General features: G+C 63.5%; 15 protein-coding genes. 8 read left to right on the top strand and 7 right to left on the bottom strand.

Annotated elements, in window-relative coordinates; all coding sequences use genetic code 11:
* Nucleotides 1–25: 25 nt before the first annotated feature.
* On the bottom strand, nucleotides 26–1618 hold the full coding sequence (locus QCE48_RS13375) for an APC family permease (protein WP_309787254.1): 1593 nt from the start codon (nucleotides 1616–1618) through the stop codon (nucleotides 26–28).
* 439 nt (nucleotides 1619–2057) lie between these two features.
* On the opposite strand from QCE48_RS13375, the gene QCE48_RS13380 reads away from it, so the two are divergent.
* Nucleotides 2058–2261 carry a cold-shock protein gene (locus QCE48_RS13380; protein WP_035936159.1) on the top strand — a complete coding sequence of 68 codons (204 nt, stop codon included), beginning with the start codon at nucleotides 2058–2060 and terminating at the stop codon, nucleotides 2259–2261.
* Nucleotides 2262–2362: 101 nt separating this feature from the next.
* Here QCE48_RS13380 and QCE48_RS13385 read toward each other — a convergent pair whose 3' ends face one another.
* On the bottom strand, nucleotides 2363–3613 hold the full coding sequence (locus tag QCE48_RS13385) for an Hsp70 family protein (protein ID WP_309787253.1): 1251 nt from the start codon (nucleotides 3611–3613) through the stop codon (nucleotides 2363–2365).
* A gap of 203 nt (nucleotides 3614–3816) precedes the next feature.
* On the opposite strand from QCE48_RS13385, the gene QCE48_RS13390 reads away from it, so the two are divergent.
* Nucleotides 3817–5301, top strand: a complete 1485-nt coding sequence (locus QCE48_RS13390; protein WP_309787252.1) for an MFS transporter — start codon at nucleotides 3817–3819, stop codon at nucleotides 5299–5301.
* Here the strand turns inward: QCE48_RS13390 and QCE48_RS13395 are convergent.
* Both QCE48_RS13395 and QCE48_RS13400 read right to left on the bottom strand, forming a co-directional pair.
* Nucleotides 5298–5891 carry a nitroreductase family protein gene (locus QCE48_RS13395; RefSeq protein WP_309787251.1) on the bottom strand — a complete coding sequence of 198 codons (594 nt, stop codon included), beginning with the start codon at nucleotides 5889–5891 and terminating at the stop codon, nucleotides 5298–5300. The genes QCE48_RS13390 and QCE48_RS13395 overlap by 4 nt on opposite strands.
* Before the next feature lie 68 nt (nucleotides 5892–5959).
* The gene (locus QCE48_RS13400) at nucleotides 5960–7243 is read right to left on the bottom strand and encodes an MFS transporter (protein WP_309787248.1); all 1284 of its coding nucleotides are present in this window, start codon (nucleotides 7241–7243) and stop codon (nucleotides 5960–5962) included.
* A 127-nt stretch (nucleotides 7244–7370) separates the two neighbouring features.
* Between QCE48_RS13400 and QCE48_RS13405 the strand changes: the two genes are divergently transcribed.
* Nucleotides 7371–8021, top strand: a complete 651-nt coding sequence (locus tag QCE48_RS13405) for a TetR/AcrR family transcriptional regulator (protein ID WP_309787247.1) — start codon at nucleotides 7371–7373, stop codon at nucleotides 8019–8021.
* Entirely contained in the window at nucleotides 8018–8575 is a 558-nt protein-coding gene (locus QCE48_RS13410) for a DUF1415 domain-containing protein (RefSeq protein WP_309787246.1), read from the top strand. The genes QCE48_RS13405 and QCE48_RS13410 overlap by 4 nt, the downstream gene beginning before the upstream one ends.
* Nucleotides 8576–8580: 5 nt before the next feature.
* Here the strand turns inward: QCE48_RS13410 and QCE48_RS13415 are convergent, their stop codons facing one another.
* Nucleotides 8581–9450: an SAM-dependent methyltransferase gene (locus QCE48_RS13415; protein WP_309787245.1), complete on the bottom strand. Its 870-nt coding sequence runs from the start codon at nucleotides 9448–9450 to the stop codon at nucleotides 8581–8583.
* Nucleotides 9451–9894: 444 nt separating this feature from the next.
* On the opposite strand from QCE48_RS13415, the gene QCE48_RS13420 reads away from it, so the two are divergent.
* Nucleotides 9895–10215, top strand: a complete 321-nt coding sequence (locus QCE48_RS13420) for a DNA-binding protein (RefSeq protein ID WP_309787244.1) — start codon at nucleotides 9895–9897, stop codon at nucleotides 10213–10215.
* A gap of 58 nt (nucleotides 10216–10273) precedes the next feature.
* Here QCE48_RS13420 and QCE48_RS13425 read toward each other — a convergent pair whose 3' ends face one another.
* A complete protein-coding gene (locus tag QCE48_RS13425) occupies nucleotides 10274–10975 on the bottom strand; it encodes a FadR/GntR family transcriptional regulator (protein WP_309787243.1) in 702 nt (233 codons plus the stop codon).
* 199 nt (nucleotides 10976–11174) lie between these two features.
* On the opposite strand from QCE48_RS13425, the gene QCE48_RS13430 reads away from it, so the two are divergent.
* The 3 genes from QCE48_RS13430 (at nucleotide 11175) to QCE48_RS13440 (ending at nucleotide 15260) form a co-directional block, all read left to right on the top strand.
* Nucleotides 11175–12293, top strand: a complete 1119-nt coding sequence (locus tag QCE48_RS13430; protein ID WP_309787242.1) for a mannitol dehydrogenase family protein — start codon at nucleotides 11175–11177, stop codon at nucleotides 12291–12293.
* A gap of 130 nt (nucleotides 12294–12423) precedes the next feature.
* On the top strand, nucleotides 12424–13713 hold the full coding sequence (locus tag QCE48_RS13435; protein WP_309787240.1) for an MFS transporter: 1290 nt from the start codon (nucleotides 12424–12426) through the stop codon (nucleotides 13711–13713).
* A gap of 5 nt (nucleotides 13714–13718) precedes the next feature.
* Nucleotides 13719–15260, top strand: coding sequence for an altronate dehydratase family protein (locus QCE48_RS13440; RefSeq protein WP_309787239.1), 1542 nt, complete (start codon nucleotides 13719–13721; stop codon nucleotides 15258–15260).
* 104 nt (nucleotides 15261–15364) lie between these two features.
* Here QCE48_RS13440 and QCE48_RS13445 read toward each other — a convergent pair whose 3' ends face one another.
* Complete coding sequence (locus tag QCE48_RS13445; RefSeq protein ID WP_309787238.1) at nucleotides 15365–16990, bottom strand: NAD(P)/FAD-dependent oxidoreductase; 1626 nt, start codon at nucleotides 16988–16990, stop codon at nucleotides 15365–15367.
* Between the last annotated feature and the right edge of the window lie 333 nt (nucleotides 16991–17323).

Genomic DNA, 17323 nt, shown 5'->3' on the forward strand with positions numbered 1-17323 from the left:
TTTCGTTGATAGCGCGTTCGATGTTTCAGGCGCCGACTTCGTGGAGAATGTCGTCGCGGCTTTCGCGTTCGTCGAGATAGTCGCTGCGATAGCCCGTGTGCACGCCCCAGGAGTAGAAAATCAGCGCGAGCAGCGCGACCGCCGCCATGTCCCAGCCGTATGGCAGCAGACCGCGTCCGCCGAATTCCTTGCTGCCGATCAGCGACATCGCCGCCATCGCCGGCAGATACGCGATCAGCCACCACGCTGCCTTCAGGTCGCGCCCCCAGCCGTCGAAACCGGTCTTGCGCTGAAAGTAGAAATACATCGGCAACGCGACGACCATCAACAGGATGATTTCGCCCGTCAGCGGCCACTTCGCCCAGTACAGCACGAGCGACGCGCACACGAACGCGAACGGCGCGATCAGGCGCATGCCGGGAATCTTCAGCGGCCGGTCGAGGTCGGTCGCGGAACGGCGCAGCGCCATCAGGCTCACCGGCCCCGTCAGGTAGGAAATCACCGTCGCCACCGAAATCACGGCCGCGAGCGAACTCCAGCCGCGGAAAAAGAACAGAAAAACGAACGCGACGCCCAGGTTGAACCACATCGCAGGACGCGGCACGCCGTAGAACGGATGCACGATGCCGAAGACCTTCGGCATCGTGTTGTTGCGCTGCATCGCGTAGATCATGCGCGTGGTGGTCGCCATGTAGGTCGTGCCGGTGCCGCTCGGGCTAACGAACGCGTCGATGTAGAGCAGGATCGCGAGCCAGTTGAGGTTCAGCGCGAGCGCCAGTTCGGCGAACGGCGACGCGAAGTTGAAATGGTGCCAGCCCTTCGCGACATCTGCCGGAGAGACGGCGCCGATATACGCCACCTGCAACAGCACATAGATCACGAGCGCGAGCAGGATCGAGCCGATGACCGCGAACGGCACGCTCTTCGTCGGATTGCGCGCCTCGCCCGCCAGGTTCACGGGGCTCTGAAAGCCGTTGAAACTGAACACGATGCCGCTCGTCGCGACCGCCGTCAGCACCGACGACCAGCCGAAGGGCGCGAACGTCGACGCCGTGCCGAAATTCTCCGAGTGGAAGCCGGCGAACATCAGGCCGGCGATCGTCGCACCGGGGATGAGGAACTTGAAGACGGTAATCGCCGAATTGGCGCGTGCGAAGACCTTGACGCCCCAGTAGTTCAGCATGAAATACACGATGACCAGAAGCGCCGACAGAATCAGGCCGAGCGTCGTCAGCGATCCATTCACGAAGAGCGAATGCGCCCATTCATAAGGCCACGTGCTCATATATTGAATGGACGCTTCGGCTTCGATCGGAATCACCGAGACAATCGCGATCCAGTTCGCCCACGCGCTCACGAAACCGACCAGTGCGCCGTGTGAATAGCGCGCATAGCGCACCATGCCGCCGGATTCGGGAAACATCGCGCCCAGTTCGGCGTAGGTCAGCGCAATCGCCAGAATGACCACGGCGCCGATCACCCACGCGGCGATCGCGGCGGGACCGGCGATGCCGGCAGCGCGCCAGGCGCCAAAAAGCCAGCCCGAGCCGATGATGGAACCGAGCCCCGTCAGCAGCAACGCGACCGGCCCGATGTTCCGTTGAATGGAACTCGTCACTTACTCTCCTCATCTCGTAAAGCTTTCGCCGGGATGTGTTATCCGGCTGAAAGCCTCACCAGCCGGGCGTCCGGTGAAAAGCCGGCGACTGGTGCAACCCGTCGAAAGTCGCGTAGTTTAACGGTTGCACCCGCACAATGCAGAGGAGGAACTTGATGAATTCGCAAAAAAATGCGCAGTCGGATACAAAGTTGACCGAAAATGCAAGCTTCGTAAGCCTGCCCCTCACAAATCTCAAAAAAGCCCCTTCGGTGTTGTCGGATTTATTGACCTTCCGATTGTTTCGCCGTATAAAGCTTCTTGCAGGATTTCAAGTGGCGAGTGAATTGGTCTTTCGTAGTTCGCCATCACGGTACTCCGGTTGGTCCCATTGCCCCTTCCTTGATTTTCATGCACACCCGGGCTTCGGCCTTATTCAACTTCTTCAGGAACAAGTAACATGGAAACCGGTACCGTCAAGTGGTTCAATGACGCAAAGGGCTTTGGCTTCATCACGCCGGACGGCGGCGGCGAAGATCTGTTCGCGCACTTCTCGGAAATCCGCGTCGAAGGCTTCAAGACGCTTCAGGAAAACCAAAAGGTTACCTTCGAAGTGAAGACCGGCCCGAAGGGCAAGCAAGCTGCGAACATCAAGCCGGCCTAAGCCTGCTGGATTCGCCCAAATTGCAGAAGAAAAACCCCGCCTCGGCGGGGTTTTTTGTTTGGCGCACGGATTAACTCGCGGGCGCGTCGCGAAGTGAATCGTCAGGCGAAAACGCGTTGCGCATAAATGCCGAGTCCCGTCGCCACGCTCGCGAGCCGATCGCCGAAAACCGGCTGGGCGTCCGGGAAGGCGGCCGCGAGCGAATCCGACAGGAACTTGAGCCCTGTCGAGCCGCCCGTGAAATAGACGGCGCCGACGCCGCTCGCGTCGACGCCCGCGCGGCGCACCGTCTCCTCGGCCGCCTCGACGATACGACGCATCTCGTCGCGCCCCGCTTCGATCAGTTGCGGTTCGTCGAAGGCGATGCGCAGCGCTTCTTCCACCTCTTCCATGTCGATCTCGGTCACGCCGCCCGCCGCGACGTCAATCTTCGCTTCTTCCGCATGCGCGGTGAGCGCATGGCCGAGCCGTCGGTCCACGACGCGCATCAGCCGCTGATGGTGACGCGGCTCCGTGTACAGATGCCGCATCAGCTGCATCTCGCCGACGCGTTTCGGCGCGTACACGGTGTTGATCAGATGCCACGTCGCGAGGTCGAAGTAGACGCGGTTCGGCACTTCGCGCCCTTCCGGATCGAGCGACTGGTAGCCGAGTTCGCGCAGGATCGTCGAGAGTTCGACGCGCCGGTCGAAGTCCGTGCCCGCGACGTGCACGCCGTGATGCGCGAGCACGTCGCTCTTGCGATCCAGGCGCTTCGCGCGCTCGGGCCCGACGCGCACGAGCGAGAAGTCCGACGTACCGCCGCCGATGTCCGCCACCAAGACGAGTTCCTCGCGCGCGAGCCGCGCTTCGTAGTCGAAGGCGGCCGCGATCGGCTCGTACTGGAAGTGGATTTCGCGCAGGCCGACCGCGTGCGCGCACGCTTCGAGCTGCTTTTGCGCGAGATGGTCGGCGCGCGGGTCGTCGTCGACGAAGAAGACCGGGCGGCCCAGCACCGCGCGCGAAAGCGGCTCGGCGGCGAGCACCTGCGCCTTCTGCTTCAGATGCTGCAGGAAGAGCGTGATGACGTCGGTGTACTTGATCGCCGAGCCGTCGCCGAGATCCGTGCTCTGCTCGGCGAGCGGCGAACCGAGGATGCTTTTCATCGAGCGCATCAGGCGGCCGTCGAAACCGTCGATGTACGCTTCGAGCGCCGCGCGCCCGTAGGACTGGTTATCCTCGTCGGTGTTGAAGAAGACGGCGGTGGGCAGCGTCAGCGCCTCGCCTTCGACCGGCGCCAGCCGGATCGATTCGCCAGCGGGCAGTGCGACGGCGGAGTTCGACGTGCCGAAATCGATCGCGCAATAGGTCATGGACGTAGCGGCGCGGCAAAAGCCGTCGTCGCAAACAAAAAGTGGAGCGCGTTTTTATCACGATCCGGCGAAGCCATCAACCGATGCGCATAAATCCACGCCGGCGGAACAGAATTTGCTCGAATGGCCGGTAATTTGTGCTCGCGCGGTTGTGCATGCCGGCGACTTTCTTCCTACGACATCGAGACGGCGGCCTCCACGCAATGAAGCAGATTCCAACGGAGCATGATTCGATCCACCGCGAAACAACCGAACCGTCCCGGATCATCGAAACCGATTTGCCCGGGCGGCTCGACCGCCTGCCGTGGGGCCGCTTCCATACGCTGATCGTACTCGCGCTCGGCATCACGTGGCTGCTCGACGGGCTCGAAGTGACGCTCGCGGGCGCGGTCGCGAGCGCGCTGAAGACGAGCCATGTGCTGCAGTTTTCGAACGCCGACGTCGGCATTGCGGGCAGCGCGTACATCGCGGGCGCGGTGATCGGCGCGCTCGGCTTCGGCTGGCTGACCGACCGCCTCGGGCGGCGCAAGCTCTTCTTCATCACGCTCTTTCTCTACGTCGCGGCGACGGCGGCCACCGCATTTTCCTGGAATCTCGCGACCTTCGTGCTGTTTCGCTTCCTGACCGGCGCGGGCATCGGCGGCGAATACACGGCGATCAATTCGACGATCCAGGAATTCACGCCCGCGCGCGTGCGCGGCTGGACCGATCTCGCGATCAACGGCACGTTCTGGATCGGCGCGGGGATCGGTGCGGCGGGATCGATCGTGCTGCTCGATCCGGCCCTCCTGCCGCCCGACTGGGGCTGGCGCGCGTGCTTTCTGATCGGCGCGGTGCTGGGGCTCGGGATTCTGCTGATGCGCATGTGGGTGCCCGAAAGTCCGCGCTGGCTGATCACGCACAATCGCGCGGACGAGGCGAAGGAAATCGTCGAAGGGATCGAGGCGGGCTTTCGCGAACACGGTGTGAGCGTGCCGGATACGCCGGTCAAACCGCTGCGACTGCACGCGCGCGATCACACGAAGATCAGCGAAGTCGTCGATACGCTGTTTCGCGCGCACCGGCAGCGCTCGCTCGTCGGCCTCACGCTGATGACGGCGCAGGCATTCTTCTACAACGCGATCTTCTTCACCTACGCGCTCGTCTTGACCGACTTCTACGACGTGCCCGGCGATCACATCGGCTGGTACGTGCTGCCGTTCGCGGCGGGCAATTTCCTCGGGCCGATCGTGCTCGGCAAGCTGTTCGACGTGCTCGGCCGGCGCCGCATGATCGCGTTCACCTACGCGATGTCGGGCGTGCTGCTCACGATCTCCGGCTATCTGTTCGCGCACGGCATGCTGACGGTAACGACGCAAACCGTCTCGTGGATGGTGATCTTTTTCTTCGCGTCGTCGGCGGCGAGTTCGGCGTATCTCACTGTCAGTGAGACGTTTCCGCTGGAAATCCGCGCGCTCGCGATCGCCGTGTTCTACGCATTCGGCACGGCGCTCGGCGGCATCATCGGACCGACGCTGTTCGGGCATCTCATCGACACGCACGAGCGCAGCGCGGTTTTCATCGGCTATCTGATCGGCTCGGCGCTAATGATTCTGGCTGCCGTCGTCGCGGGAATCTGGGGCGTCGCGGCCGAGCGCAAGTCGCTCGAGGACGTGGCGCGGCCGCTTTCGTCCGTGGCGGAGGATTAGAAGCCCTTGCCCCACGCGCCGTCGAACGCGATCTCGGCAAGCGGCACGCGCGAGCGCGGTGCCGCTTCGCGCCCGCGCAGCTTGTCGTCGAGCGTGCTGGCATCGCCATAGTGGCCGATCGAGATCATCGCGATCACCTGCACGTCCTCCGGGACCGCGAACTTCTCGCGAAACGCGGCGCCGTCGAAGCCGCCCATCTGGTGCGCCGCGAGCCCAAGCGCGTGCGCCTGCAGGACGAGCGCCATCGCGGCCGCGCCCGCGTCGTAGAGCGCGCTGCGGTTCACGTCGCCCTTCGCCGTGACCGTCTGCGCCGCGACGCAGATCAGCACCGGCACGTTCGCGTTCCAGTTCTGATTGAACGGCACGAGGGTGTCGAATGCCTGCTTGAACGCGGCTTCGTCGCGGTTGCGGTCGAACGTGACGAAGCGCCACGGCTGCAGATTGCTCGACGACGGCGCCCAGCGCGCGGCCTCCAGCACCTGATGCAACTGCTCGCGCGTCACCGGCTGGTCCGAGTACGCGCGCGGGCTCCAGCGGCCGGCGATCAGTTCGTGGATGTCGACTTCGGTCGGAGCTTTCTTTGCGGTCATGGATGAATCCCTGTTCGTTTGACGAAGAACAAGGATAACCAAGGATCGCGCCGCGCGCCGGACGGCGCTCAGGTCGCCGCGACGCCCACGCGCTGCGCCGGCCGGTTAATGCGCAGCACGAGAATCGACGCGATCAGGCAGAGTCCGCCGGAGATCATCGTGGCGACCGTGTAGGTGCCGAGGCTCGAACGCAGCATGCCGCCGCCGAGCGCCGCGAATGCCGCGCCCAGCTGATGCCCCGCGACCACCCAGCCGAACACGATCGGCGCCGATTCCTTGCCGTACACGTCGGTAGCGAGACGCACGGTGGGCGGCACGGTCGCGATCCAGTCGAGTCCGTAGAACACGGCGAAGATCGGCAGGCCGAAGAAGTCGATCCCGAACGCATACGGCAGGTAAATCAGCGACAGCCCGCGCAGACCGTAGTACCAGAAGAGCAGATAACGCGCGTTGAAGCGGTCGGAGAGCCAGCCGGAGAGCGTCGTGCCGAACAGGTCGAAGATGCCCATCGCGGCGAGCAGCGACGCGCCCTGCACCTGCGTCATGCCGTAATCGGCGCACATCGCGATCAGGTGCGTGCCGACATAACCGTTCGTGCTCGCCCCGCAGATGAAAAAGCTGAAGAACAGCAGCCAGAAATCGCGCGTCTTGCTGGCCGAGCCGAGCGTGCTGAACGCGACCTTGATCGGATTTTTAGGCGGCGCCGTCGATGCCGGCGGCTGCTCGGCCGTTTCGCCGATCGGACGCAACGCGAGACTCGCGGGCCGCTCGGGCAGCAGCCACGCGACGAGCGGGATGACGAGCAGCGCCGCGCCGGCCACGATCAGCACGACCGGCTGCCAGCCGAAGCGCTCGGAGATCGCGGCCAGCACCGGCAGGAACACGAGCTGGCCGGTGGCCGAACTCGCGGTGAGAATGCCCATCGCGAGGCCGCGATGCGTCGTGAACCAGCGATTGACCACGGTCGCCGAGAGCGTCAGCGCCGCGACGCCCGTCGCCCCGCCGACCAGCACGCCCCAGATCGCGACCATCTGCCAGGGCGACGTCATCATCGACGACAACCCGACGCCCGCGGCCAGCGTGGCGAGCGCGGCGAGCAGCGTCGGACGCACGCCGAAGCGCTGCATGGCTGCCGCCGCGAACGGCCCGGCCAGGCCGTACAGCGCGAGATTGATCGAGATGGCGAGCGAGATCGTGCCGCGGCTCCAGCCGAACTGGTGTTCGAGCGGCAGCATCATCACACTCGGCGTCGCGCGCGTGCCCGCCGCGGCGAGCAGCACGAAAAACACCACGCCGACCACCACCCACCCGTAATGCATCCGGCCCTCGAACCATCTCGCTACCCAATTCATCGCTGCTCCCGTTTTATGTTCGACGTCGTACCGTGCGGCAATTTGTCGTTACCAACCAGTCACAATAGTGTTGCGAGCTTAGTTACCGATCGGTAACATGTCAAGCATGCTGTTGCCATTCGAGGAGATGACTTTGACACGCGCATCGGTTGAAGCGGGCAAGCGGGCCGCCGGAAAGACCGTCCGCACGGACGGCGCCACCGCGCAGGAACAATTGCTCGACGCCGCGCAGGATCTCTTTTACCGCGAAGGCATCCGCGCAATCGGCGTGGATGCGGTGGTCGAGCGCGCGGGCGTCAACAAGATGAGCCTGTACCGGCAATTCTCGTCGAAAGAGGAACTGGTCGTCGCGTATCTGAACCGGATGGACGAAGGATTCCGGCGGCGCATCGAGGCGAGCTTCGCGAAACATCCGGACGAACCGGCGAAGCAACTCGTGCAGGCTGTCGACGATCTCGTCAGACGCGCGTCGGCGCCGGCTTACCGCGGCTGTCCGTTCGTGAACGTGGCGTGCGAATTTTCCGATCCGGCGCATCCGGCACGGCAGGCCGTCGCGCGCAACAAGCAGTATCTGATGCAGCGCCTCGTCGAAATCGCGACGGCCGCGGGGGCGTCGAATGCCGTCGAACTCGCCGATTCGCTCGCGCTCGTGGTGGACGGCATCTACGCGACGAGCCAGACTTATGGCCCCGGCAGCGGCCCGATGCTCGCGGCGCCGCGCGTCGCGGCCCTGATCGTCGAGGCCGCGTGCCCGACCTATCGCAAGGAATCGACATGATCGAACGCAGTACCCGCGACGACGTCGTCGCGGCCACGCAGCACTGGCTGACGCGCGCCGTGATCGGCCTGAACCTCTGTCCGTTCGCGAAGAGCGTGCATGTGAAGGACCAGATCCGCTATGTCGTGAGCGAAGCGCGCACGCTGGAAGACGCGATCGTCGACGTGTCGAACGAACTGCGCGTGCTCGAAGAAAGCGACCCGCAACGCATCGATACGACCCTTCTGATCGTGCCCCACGCGCTGGCCGATTTCATCGAGTACAACGATGCACTTTTCTTCGCCGACCGCTTGCTGAAGCAAATGGGATTGGCAGGGGTCCTGCAGATCGCAAGCTTTCATCCAGATTATCGGTTCGAAGGTAGCAGTGCCGACGACATTGAAAACTATACAAACCGCGCACCCTATCCGATCTTCCATTTGCTGCGCGAAGCGAGCATCGAGCGCGCCGCCGACGCTTTCCCCGATGCCGCAGACATCTATGAACGCAACATGGACACGCTGCGCCGGCTCGGCCACGAAGGCTGGAAAAACTGGATGAGCCAGCAGTCCTGAGGACTTCAGTGCGTGAAGAAGCGCTCGCGCAATTCTTCGAGACCGAGCGTTTCGAGCACATCCGACAGCCGCTGTGCGGGCCTGCCGCGCGGCAGGTCCTTGAACTGGGCGATGATCAGCTCGTTTTTCATCGAGTGCTCCCAGCCGACGAGTTCGGTCACGCTCACCTGATAGCCATGCGATTCGAGTTGCAGGCAGCGCAGCACGTTCGTGATCTGGCTGCCGAACTCGCGCGTGTGCAGCGGATGACGCCACATTTCGGTGAGCACATTTTTCGACAACGCGTGTCCCTTGTGCTTGCGAAGCACCGTCGCCACCTCCGCCTGGCAGCACGGCACGACCACGATGTACTTCGCTTTCTTCTGTAGCGCGAAATGGATTGCGTCGTCGGTGGCCGTGTTGCAGGCATGGAGCGCCGTGACAATATCGATCGATTCAGGCAACTGATCAGACGTAATCGATTCGGCCACCGACAGATTCAGAAAAGACATTCCCTCAAAAGCCAGTGTTTTAGCCAATTCCTGCGATTTTGTCACAAGATCTTCACGCGTCTCAATGCCGTAGATATGTGACCGATCCCGCAGAGTCTTGAAGAACAGATCGTAGAGAATGAAGCCCAGATAAGACTTGCCGGCGCCGTGGTCGGCAAGAGAGACCGCGCCCTCGCGGGCGTGCACATCGGCGAGCAGCGGTTCGATGAACTGGAACAGGTGGTAGACCTGCTTCAGTTTGCGTCGGCTGTCCTGATTCATCTTGCCGTCGCGCGTGAGGATGTGCAGTTCCTTCAGCAGTTCGATCGACTGGCCGGGACGGATGTCGTGTTTGGTGGATGCGTCGGCTGGGCCGGTCGCGGACGCAGAAGACTTCTTGACCATCGTGATGTTGCCTTACCGTATGAACGCCGATGTGAATTCGGGAGGTGAGTGGGCGGGATAACCCGCAGCGAGCCGCAATGAGCAGCACGCAACGCTGGATAAAGCGGAACAAGTTGGCGGCTATGTGCGCTAACCGCTCGTTCGGTGGTTGCAAAAGAGGAATGTTACCTAAAAGCGCGCAGACGCTCTCGTTCCGTCCGCCGGTGCCGGCCCGACGGTGGGATGGAACATTTTGTGCATAGTCGGACAATTGAGGCCAGTTGGAACGACGAAAGGCGCGTGGCGTGCGGCAAGGCGCCTGAGTATGAAAGACCCACAAGCTGGTGGCAAACCGCGCCGCTCGACGATATCGACGTCGTCATCCGCGAGAAGTTTGCTACGTAATACCTAACGCATAGCGCGACGATGCGACTCGTGCGGCGCCATGAACATGAGAGGACGGCGATGGACGCGATCCCGGACAAGAAAGCCGAAAAGCAGTTTCAGGACATGCTCGCGGCGCTGACCGCGATGCCTGCTTGGACAGAAAAGCAGCAACTAGAACTCGAGATGGCCCGAGAGATATCGGTGGAGATGTTGCGTCTCGCGGAATCGATGCGCGACGGCAGCACCGACATCGAATCGTGCCTCACGATGCTCAAGTACGCCAAGGTGATGGACTTCGTTCTGACCACGCTTGCCTCGCGGCGCGAGATTGCGCCGCAGACCCTGCGCGTGATCTTCAAGCTCGCAGGCCTGAAGGTCGACGAAGCCTATCCTGGCTGACTGAGGCGACATCGAACCGAACCGGCTCGATTTGGCGGCCCGTTTCCGAGCGGGCCGCTTACCCCTTGCGACGCGTCATCAAGCGCGCGCATGACGCTTTCATATGCCGTTGCATCGCCGCCTGGGCCTGAACGGCGTCATGTTCTTCCAGCGCTTCCAGAATCTCCCGATGCTCCGTCAGTGCCGCGGCCCACGTATCTTCTCCCTCGAAATGCCCTCTTAGCTTCGATGACAGCGGGCTATGCCGCTCGTCGAACAGGCTCGCGACCGTTCTCACCAGCACGTCGTTGCCGGAAAGTTGCGCGATCGCCAGATGAAACGCGCGGTCGGCGGCCATCGGCACCTGGCCGTTTGCCACTTCCCGCGCCATGGTTTCGTAAAGCGCCCGCAGCGCCTTGAGCGCCTTGGGCTTCGCGAACGGCGCCACGCTCGCGGCAATCGCACCCTCGATGACGAGGCGCGCGGTCATGATCTCCTGCGGACTTTCCCCGAGTTCGGCGTCGGCTTGCGGCGCAGCGACCGTGCCCGGCGTCGCGCAAATGTACACGCCCGAGCCCATGCGAATCTCGACGCGCCCTTCCAGTTCCAGCGCAACCAGCGCTTCCCGCACCGACGGCCGCGACACGCCGAGCGTCTGCGCGAGCTCGCGTTCGGACGGCAGCCGGCCGTTCGGCGCAAATCCCTGCTGCTCGATCAGCTCGCGCAGCTTGTCCGCGATCTGCAGATAGAGACGGCGCGTCTCGACGGGTTTCACGCTCACGTGGCGGCTCCTCGGAAGGCTCGGGAAAACGTGGATTGTAATCAGCGGAAGCGTTGACGGGCGGTACGGGCCGCAATCGACCTTCGCTAACCGCTTACAAGTGGCTTGACCAGTTCGTTTTGCAGACACTAACATGCGTTCCGGTAAGGCCAAAACACAGCTTCATTCTAGTCCCACGACACCAACCAGCGGATCAGCGATGAGCAATCCCATTCTCCAGTTCGGCACGAGCCGGTTTCTGCAGGCTCACGTCGATTTCTTCGTCGCGCAGGCCGCGCGGCGCGAGCCATCGCGCGCGCTCGGCAAGATCACCGTCGTGCAGACGACGGCGAGCGCCGAAAGCCGCGCACGCATCGACGCGTTGCGCGTGAACGGTCGCTATCCGGTGCGCATTCGCGGCCGGCGCCACGGCGAAACGGTCGACATGACGGTCCAATGCGATGCGATCAGCGAGGCGCTGCACGCGAACGACGACTGGCAGATCCTGCGCGAGCGCGTCGCGCGCGACGTGCAGACGATCGTCTCCAATACCGCCGACACCGGCTACGCCCTTTTCGACGACGACACCGCCGACCTGCTCGACGGTCGGCGCACACCGCGCGGCTTCGCGGCGAAGCTCGCGGTACTGCTGCACGAGCGCTATCGAGCGGGTGGCGAGCCGATCACGCTGCTGCCGTGCGAGCTGATTTCGCATAACGGCGACACCTTGCGCGACCTGGTAGCGGGCGTCGCGCGCGGCTGGCATGTCGACGACGCGTTCATCGACTATTTGACACAACGCTGCGTCTGGGTGAATTCACTGGTGGACCGCATCGTGTCGGAGCCGATCCATCCCGTTGGCGCAATCGCGGAGCCTTACGCACTTTGGGCCATCGAGCGCAAGCCGGGCATGACGCTGCCGTGCGAGCACGTAGACATCGTCGTCACCGACGATCTCGCGCATTTCGAGCGCCTCAAGCTGCTGCTGCTGAACCTCGGCCACACGATGCTCGTCGAGATGTGGCTAAAACAAGGCGGCGCGCCCGACATGATCGTGCTCGACGCCATGCGCGACGCGGCGTATCGCGATGCGCTCGAAACCGTGTGGGAGCGCGAAGTGCTGCCCGTCTTCGACGCGCTCGGCCAGCACGACACCGCGCGCGCCTATCTCGCCGATGTGCGCGACCGCTTCGAGAATCCGTTCCTCGTGCACCATCTCGCGGACATCGCCCGCAATCACGACGAGAAGAAAGAGCGGCGCCTGCGTCCGGTCATCGAACTCGCGCGTGAACTGAACCTGGCGCTCGAGCAACCGAGGCTGCGAGCGGCGCTCGCGTGACAGTGCGAAGGCTCGCCGCGAGAAGTGGGCCGCGCACGCTGCAAACGATAGCAAAGACCCCGGCCCGCGACATCGTCATCGCGGCGCAGGTCCGACTACATGGCATTGAGCCCCTTGGAGGAGACTGACGATGCGCAAGATGCGTTGGGTAGTGATATTTCTATGTTTTCTGGCGATTGCCGTGAATTACATCGACCGCGCGAATCTCGCGGTCGCGGCGCCGCAGATCGAAAAGGCACTCGGCATCGGCCCGGCTGAAATGGGCCTCGTGATGAGCGGCTTCTTCTGGACCTACGCGCTCATGCAAATGCCCTTCGGCTGGTTCGTGGATCGCGTCGGCGCGCGCATCGCGCTGCCGCTTGCGGTCGGCTGGTGGTCGCTCTTCACCGCGCTCACCGCCGCCGCGACGAGCGTCGCCGGCATGTTCGGCTGCCGGCTGATGCTCGGCGTCGGCGAAGCGGGCGCGTATCCGTCGTGCGCGAAACTCGTCTCCCAATGGTTCAAGCCGCAGCAGCGCGCGCTCGCGACCAGCATCTTCGACAGCGGCTCGCGCGTCGGCTCGGCGCTCTCGATTCCGGTCGTCGCGCTCATCATCAGCTCGTTCGGCTGGGAAGCGTCGTTTGTCATCACGGGCGCGCTCGGCGCCGTGTGGATTCTCGGCTGGTTCCTGATCTACCGGAATCCGTCGCGCGGCGATCTCACCGGCGACGCCGACGTCGTGCCGCAAGTCAAGGCCGCGCCGAAGAACAAGGTCACGTGGGGTTCGCTGTTCAAGTACCGCACGCTGTGGGGCATGATGCTCGGCTTCTTCTGCCTGAACTTCGTGATCTATTTCTTCATCACCTGGTTCCCGAGCTATCTCGTGCAGACGCACGGTTTCTCGCTGAAGTCGCTCGGCACGCTCGGCATGATTCCGGCGCTGATTTCGATTCCCGGCGGCTGGCTCGGCGGCTACGTGTCGGACTCGCTTTTCAAGCGCGGCTGGAGCCTGACCCGCGCGCGCAAGACCTGCATGGTCGGCGGCATGCTGCTTTCGTCGATCATCACGCTCTCCGCGTTCACGACTAACATCTATCTGATGCTCGCGTTCTTCGGCATCGCTTACGGCAGCCTCGCGTTTGCCGCCGCCAGCATCTGGTCGCTGCCCGGCGACGTCGCGCCGACGCCCGATCACGTCGCATCGATCGGCGGCATCCAGAACTTCGCGTCGAACCTCGCGGGCATCGTCATCACGACGTTCACCGGCTTCATGGTCGAGATGACGAAAGGCTCGTTCACGATTCCGTTGTGCGTCGCGGGCGGCTTCTGCTTCCTCGGCGCGTTCAGCTATCTCGTGATCGTCGGCAAGATCGAACCGCTCACCGAGGACGACGACGATTCGACGTCCGTCACCGGGCGCCGCACGCCCTCCACCGTATAAACATCATGTCCACCACTGCCACCGATCATGCCGTCATTCGGCTTCATCCCAACGACGACGTCGTGATCGCGACGCGCCAGTTGATGTCCGGCGCGCGCATCGCGTCGGAAGACCTCGTCGTGACCGGGCTGATTCCGCCCGGCCACAAGATCGCGACGCGCGACATCGCGAAGGGCGAGCCGGTCAAGCGCTACAACCAGATCATCGGTGTGGCGCGCGAGGCGATTGCGCGCGGCCAGCATGTGCACGTGCAGAACCTCGGCATGGCCGACTTCGCGCGCGAGCACGAGTTCGGCGTGGACCGTCATCCGACCGACTTCGTGGAAACGCCCGCGACGTTCATGGGCATCCGGCGCGACGATGGGCGCGTGGCGACGCGCAACTTCATCGGCGTGCTGACGAGCGTGAACTGCTCGGCGACCGTCGCGCGCGCCATCGCCGATCATTTCCGGCGCGACGTGCATCCGGAAGTGCTCGCCGATTACCCGAACGTCGACGGCGTGATCGCGCTGACGCACGGACTCGGCTGCGGCATCGACACGCTGGGCGAAGGACTCGCGATCCTGCGGCGCACGCTCGCCGGCTACGCGGTGCATCCGAACTTCCATTCGGTGCTCTTCGTCGGACTCGGCTGCGAGACGAACCAGATTGCAGGCGTGCTCGAATCGAGCGGGCTCAAGGAGGGCGAGCGCCTGAAGAGCTTCACGATCCAGGACAGCGGCGGGTCGAAAAAGACGGTCGAGCGCGGCATCGCGATGGTCAAGGAGATGCTCGCCGATGCGAACCGCGTCGCGCGTGAGCCGTTGCCGGCGTCGCATATCGTCGTCGGGCTGCAGTGCGGCGGATCGGACGGTTATTCCGGCATTTCGGCGAATCCTGCGCTCGGCGCGGCGGTCGACCGGCTCGTGCGGCACGGCGGCACGGCAATTCTCTCCGAGACGCCCGAAGTCTACGGCGCCGAGCATCTGCTGACGCGCCGCGCGGTGAGTCGCGAAGTCGGCGAGAAACTGCTCGCGCGCATTGCGTGGTGGGAAGCCTACTGCGCGCGAAACGGCGCGGCGATGGACAACAATCCGTCGGCGGGGAACAAGGTCGGCGGTCTCACGACGATCCTCGAAAAATCGCTCGGCGCGGTGGCGAAAGGCGGCACGACGAATCTCGTCGAGGTCTACGAGTACGCGCAGCGCATCGACGCGAAGGGCTTCGTCTTCATGGATTCGCCCGGCTACGATCCGATGTCCGCGACGGGGCAGGTGGCGTCCGGTGCGAACGTGATCTGCTTCACGACGGGGCGCGGATCGGCTTACGGCTGTGCGCCGTCGCCGTCGCTCAAGCTCGCGACGAACACGGCGCTCTGGGATCGCCAGGAAGACGATATCGATATCAATTGCGGCGGCGTGATCGACGGGACGGCTTCCATCGATGAACTCGGCGAAGCGATTTTCCGGATGATCCTGGATTGCGCTTCAGGCGTGCCTTCCAAGAGCGAACTGCATGGATATGGACAGAACGAGTTCGTGCCCTGGCAGGTGGGCGTGGTGACCTGATCGACGCGATGTCGATCGTGAAAACGCGCGGACAGGTTTTGGTCCGCGCGTTTTTTTATCGTTGAACGGGGCCGCAGTAGCGCCCCGATCAGGCCCCTGACTTTTCAAACGGCCGTCTGCTGCCCGACCATGTTCAGCGCGAGCGCCTCGGCCACCTCGATGCCATCGATCGCCGCCGAGTAGATCCCGCCGGCATAACCCGCGCCTTCGCCCGCCGGATACAGCCCATCGACGTTGACGCTCTGATAGTCGTCCTTGCGACGCACCCGGATCGGCGACGACGTGCGCGTTTCGACGCCCGTGAGTACCGCGTCGTGCATCGCGAAACCCGGGATTTTCCGGTCGAGCTGCGGCAGCGCTTCGCGAATCGCTTCGATGACGTAGTCAGGCAGCGCCGTGCTGAGATCGGTCGGACGCACGCCGGGCTTGTAGGATGGCTCGACCGAACCGAGCGACGTCGACGGTCTTCCCGCGATAAAGTCACCGACCAGTTGCCCGGGCGCGCAGTAATCGCCACCGCCCAGTTCGAACGCGCGCTCTTCCCACTTGCGCTGAAACGCGATGCCCGCAAGCGGGCCGCCGGGAAAATCGTCCGGCGTGATGCCGACGACGATTCCCGCGTTCGCATTGCGTTCATTGCGCGAGTACTGGCTCATGCCATTGGTCACGACGCGGCCCGGTTCCGAGGTCGCCGCGACGACGGTGCCGCCCGGGCACATGCAGAAGCTGTAGACGGCGCGGCCGTTGCTGCAGTGGTGCACGACCTTGTAGTCGGCGGCGCCGAGCAGCTCGTGTCCGGCGAATTTGCCGAAACGGGCGCGATCGATGACACCCTGCGGATGCTCGATCCGAAACCCGAGCGAGAACGGCTTGGCTTCCATATAGACGCCGCGATCGTGCAGCATCTCGAACGTATCGCGTGCGCTATGGCCGACGGCGAGCACCACGTGGTCGCAGCGCAGCGTTTCGCCGTTTGCAAGGCGGAGCCTGCGCACTTTGCCCTGCTCGATCTCGATATCCTCGACACGACTCTCGAAGCGCACTTCGCCACCGAGTTGGTGGATGGTCGCGCGCATCTTCTCGACCATGCTCACCAGCCTGAAGGTGCCGATGTGCGGGCGGCTGAGATACAGGATGTCCTCGGGCGCGCCCGCCTTGACGAATTCGTCGAGTACTTTGCGGCCGTAGTGCTTCGGATCCTTGATCTGGCTGTAGAGCTTGCCGTCGGAGAAGGTGCCGGCGCCGCCTTCGCCGAACTGCACATTCGATTCCGGATTCAGCACGTTCTTGCGCCAGAGGCCCCAAGTGTCCTTGGTGCGCTCGCGCACGGCCTTTCCACGCTCGAGGATAATCGGCCGAAAGCCCATCTGCGCGAGAATCAGCCCGGCGAACAGTCCGCACGGCCCCATGCCGATCACGACAGGCCGCGGCAAATCCGACTTCTCCGGCGCCTTTGCAACGAAGTGGTACGCCATGTCGGGCGTCACGCTGCAATGCGGATGCGCGTCGAGCCGTCGTATCGCGGACGCTTCGTCCTTCACTTCGACGTCGACGATATAGGTGAGCTTGATGTCCGAGCGCTTGCGCGCGTCGTGCGCGCGGCGAAATACGGTGTACCGGACGAGATCGGCGGCCAGCACACCGATCGCTTGCAGGCGCGACCGAATCGCGGCTTCAAGATCAGCCTCGGCATGATCGAGCGGGAGTTTGACTTCGCTTAAACGTAGCATGAGAACCTGTATTCGGCGGCCGCGGAGAATCGACCTGCGCCCGATTTTAATGCGTTTGGCGTTGGAGCAGCAGAAGCCAGGCGGAGAATGCTCGATCGCGGATTCGTCGACATCGAGGTCCCGGCCGGACGTTATCTCAGTGAGAGCCTTTAGGCACGACCACCCGAGCACCGGTCGCGTTCGTAGAGCGCGTTAGCCCAAACAAAGCGGTGTGTACGCCGAAATACCGTACCTGGAAGCAAAAAACCCCACCTTTTTGGGGTGGGGTTTTTTGTTGCTGCATGAGGAGCCTGACGATTACCTACTTTCACACGGGAGATCCGCACTATCATC

The organism is Caballeronia sp. LZ024 (assembly GCF_031451455.1).
GTDB lineage: Bacteria > Pseudomonadota > Gammaproteobacteria > Burkholderiales > Burkholderiaceae > Caballeronia > Caballeronia telluris.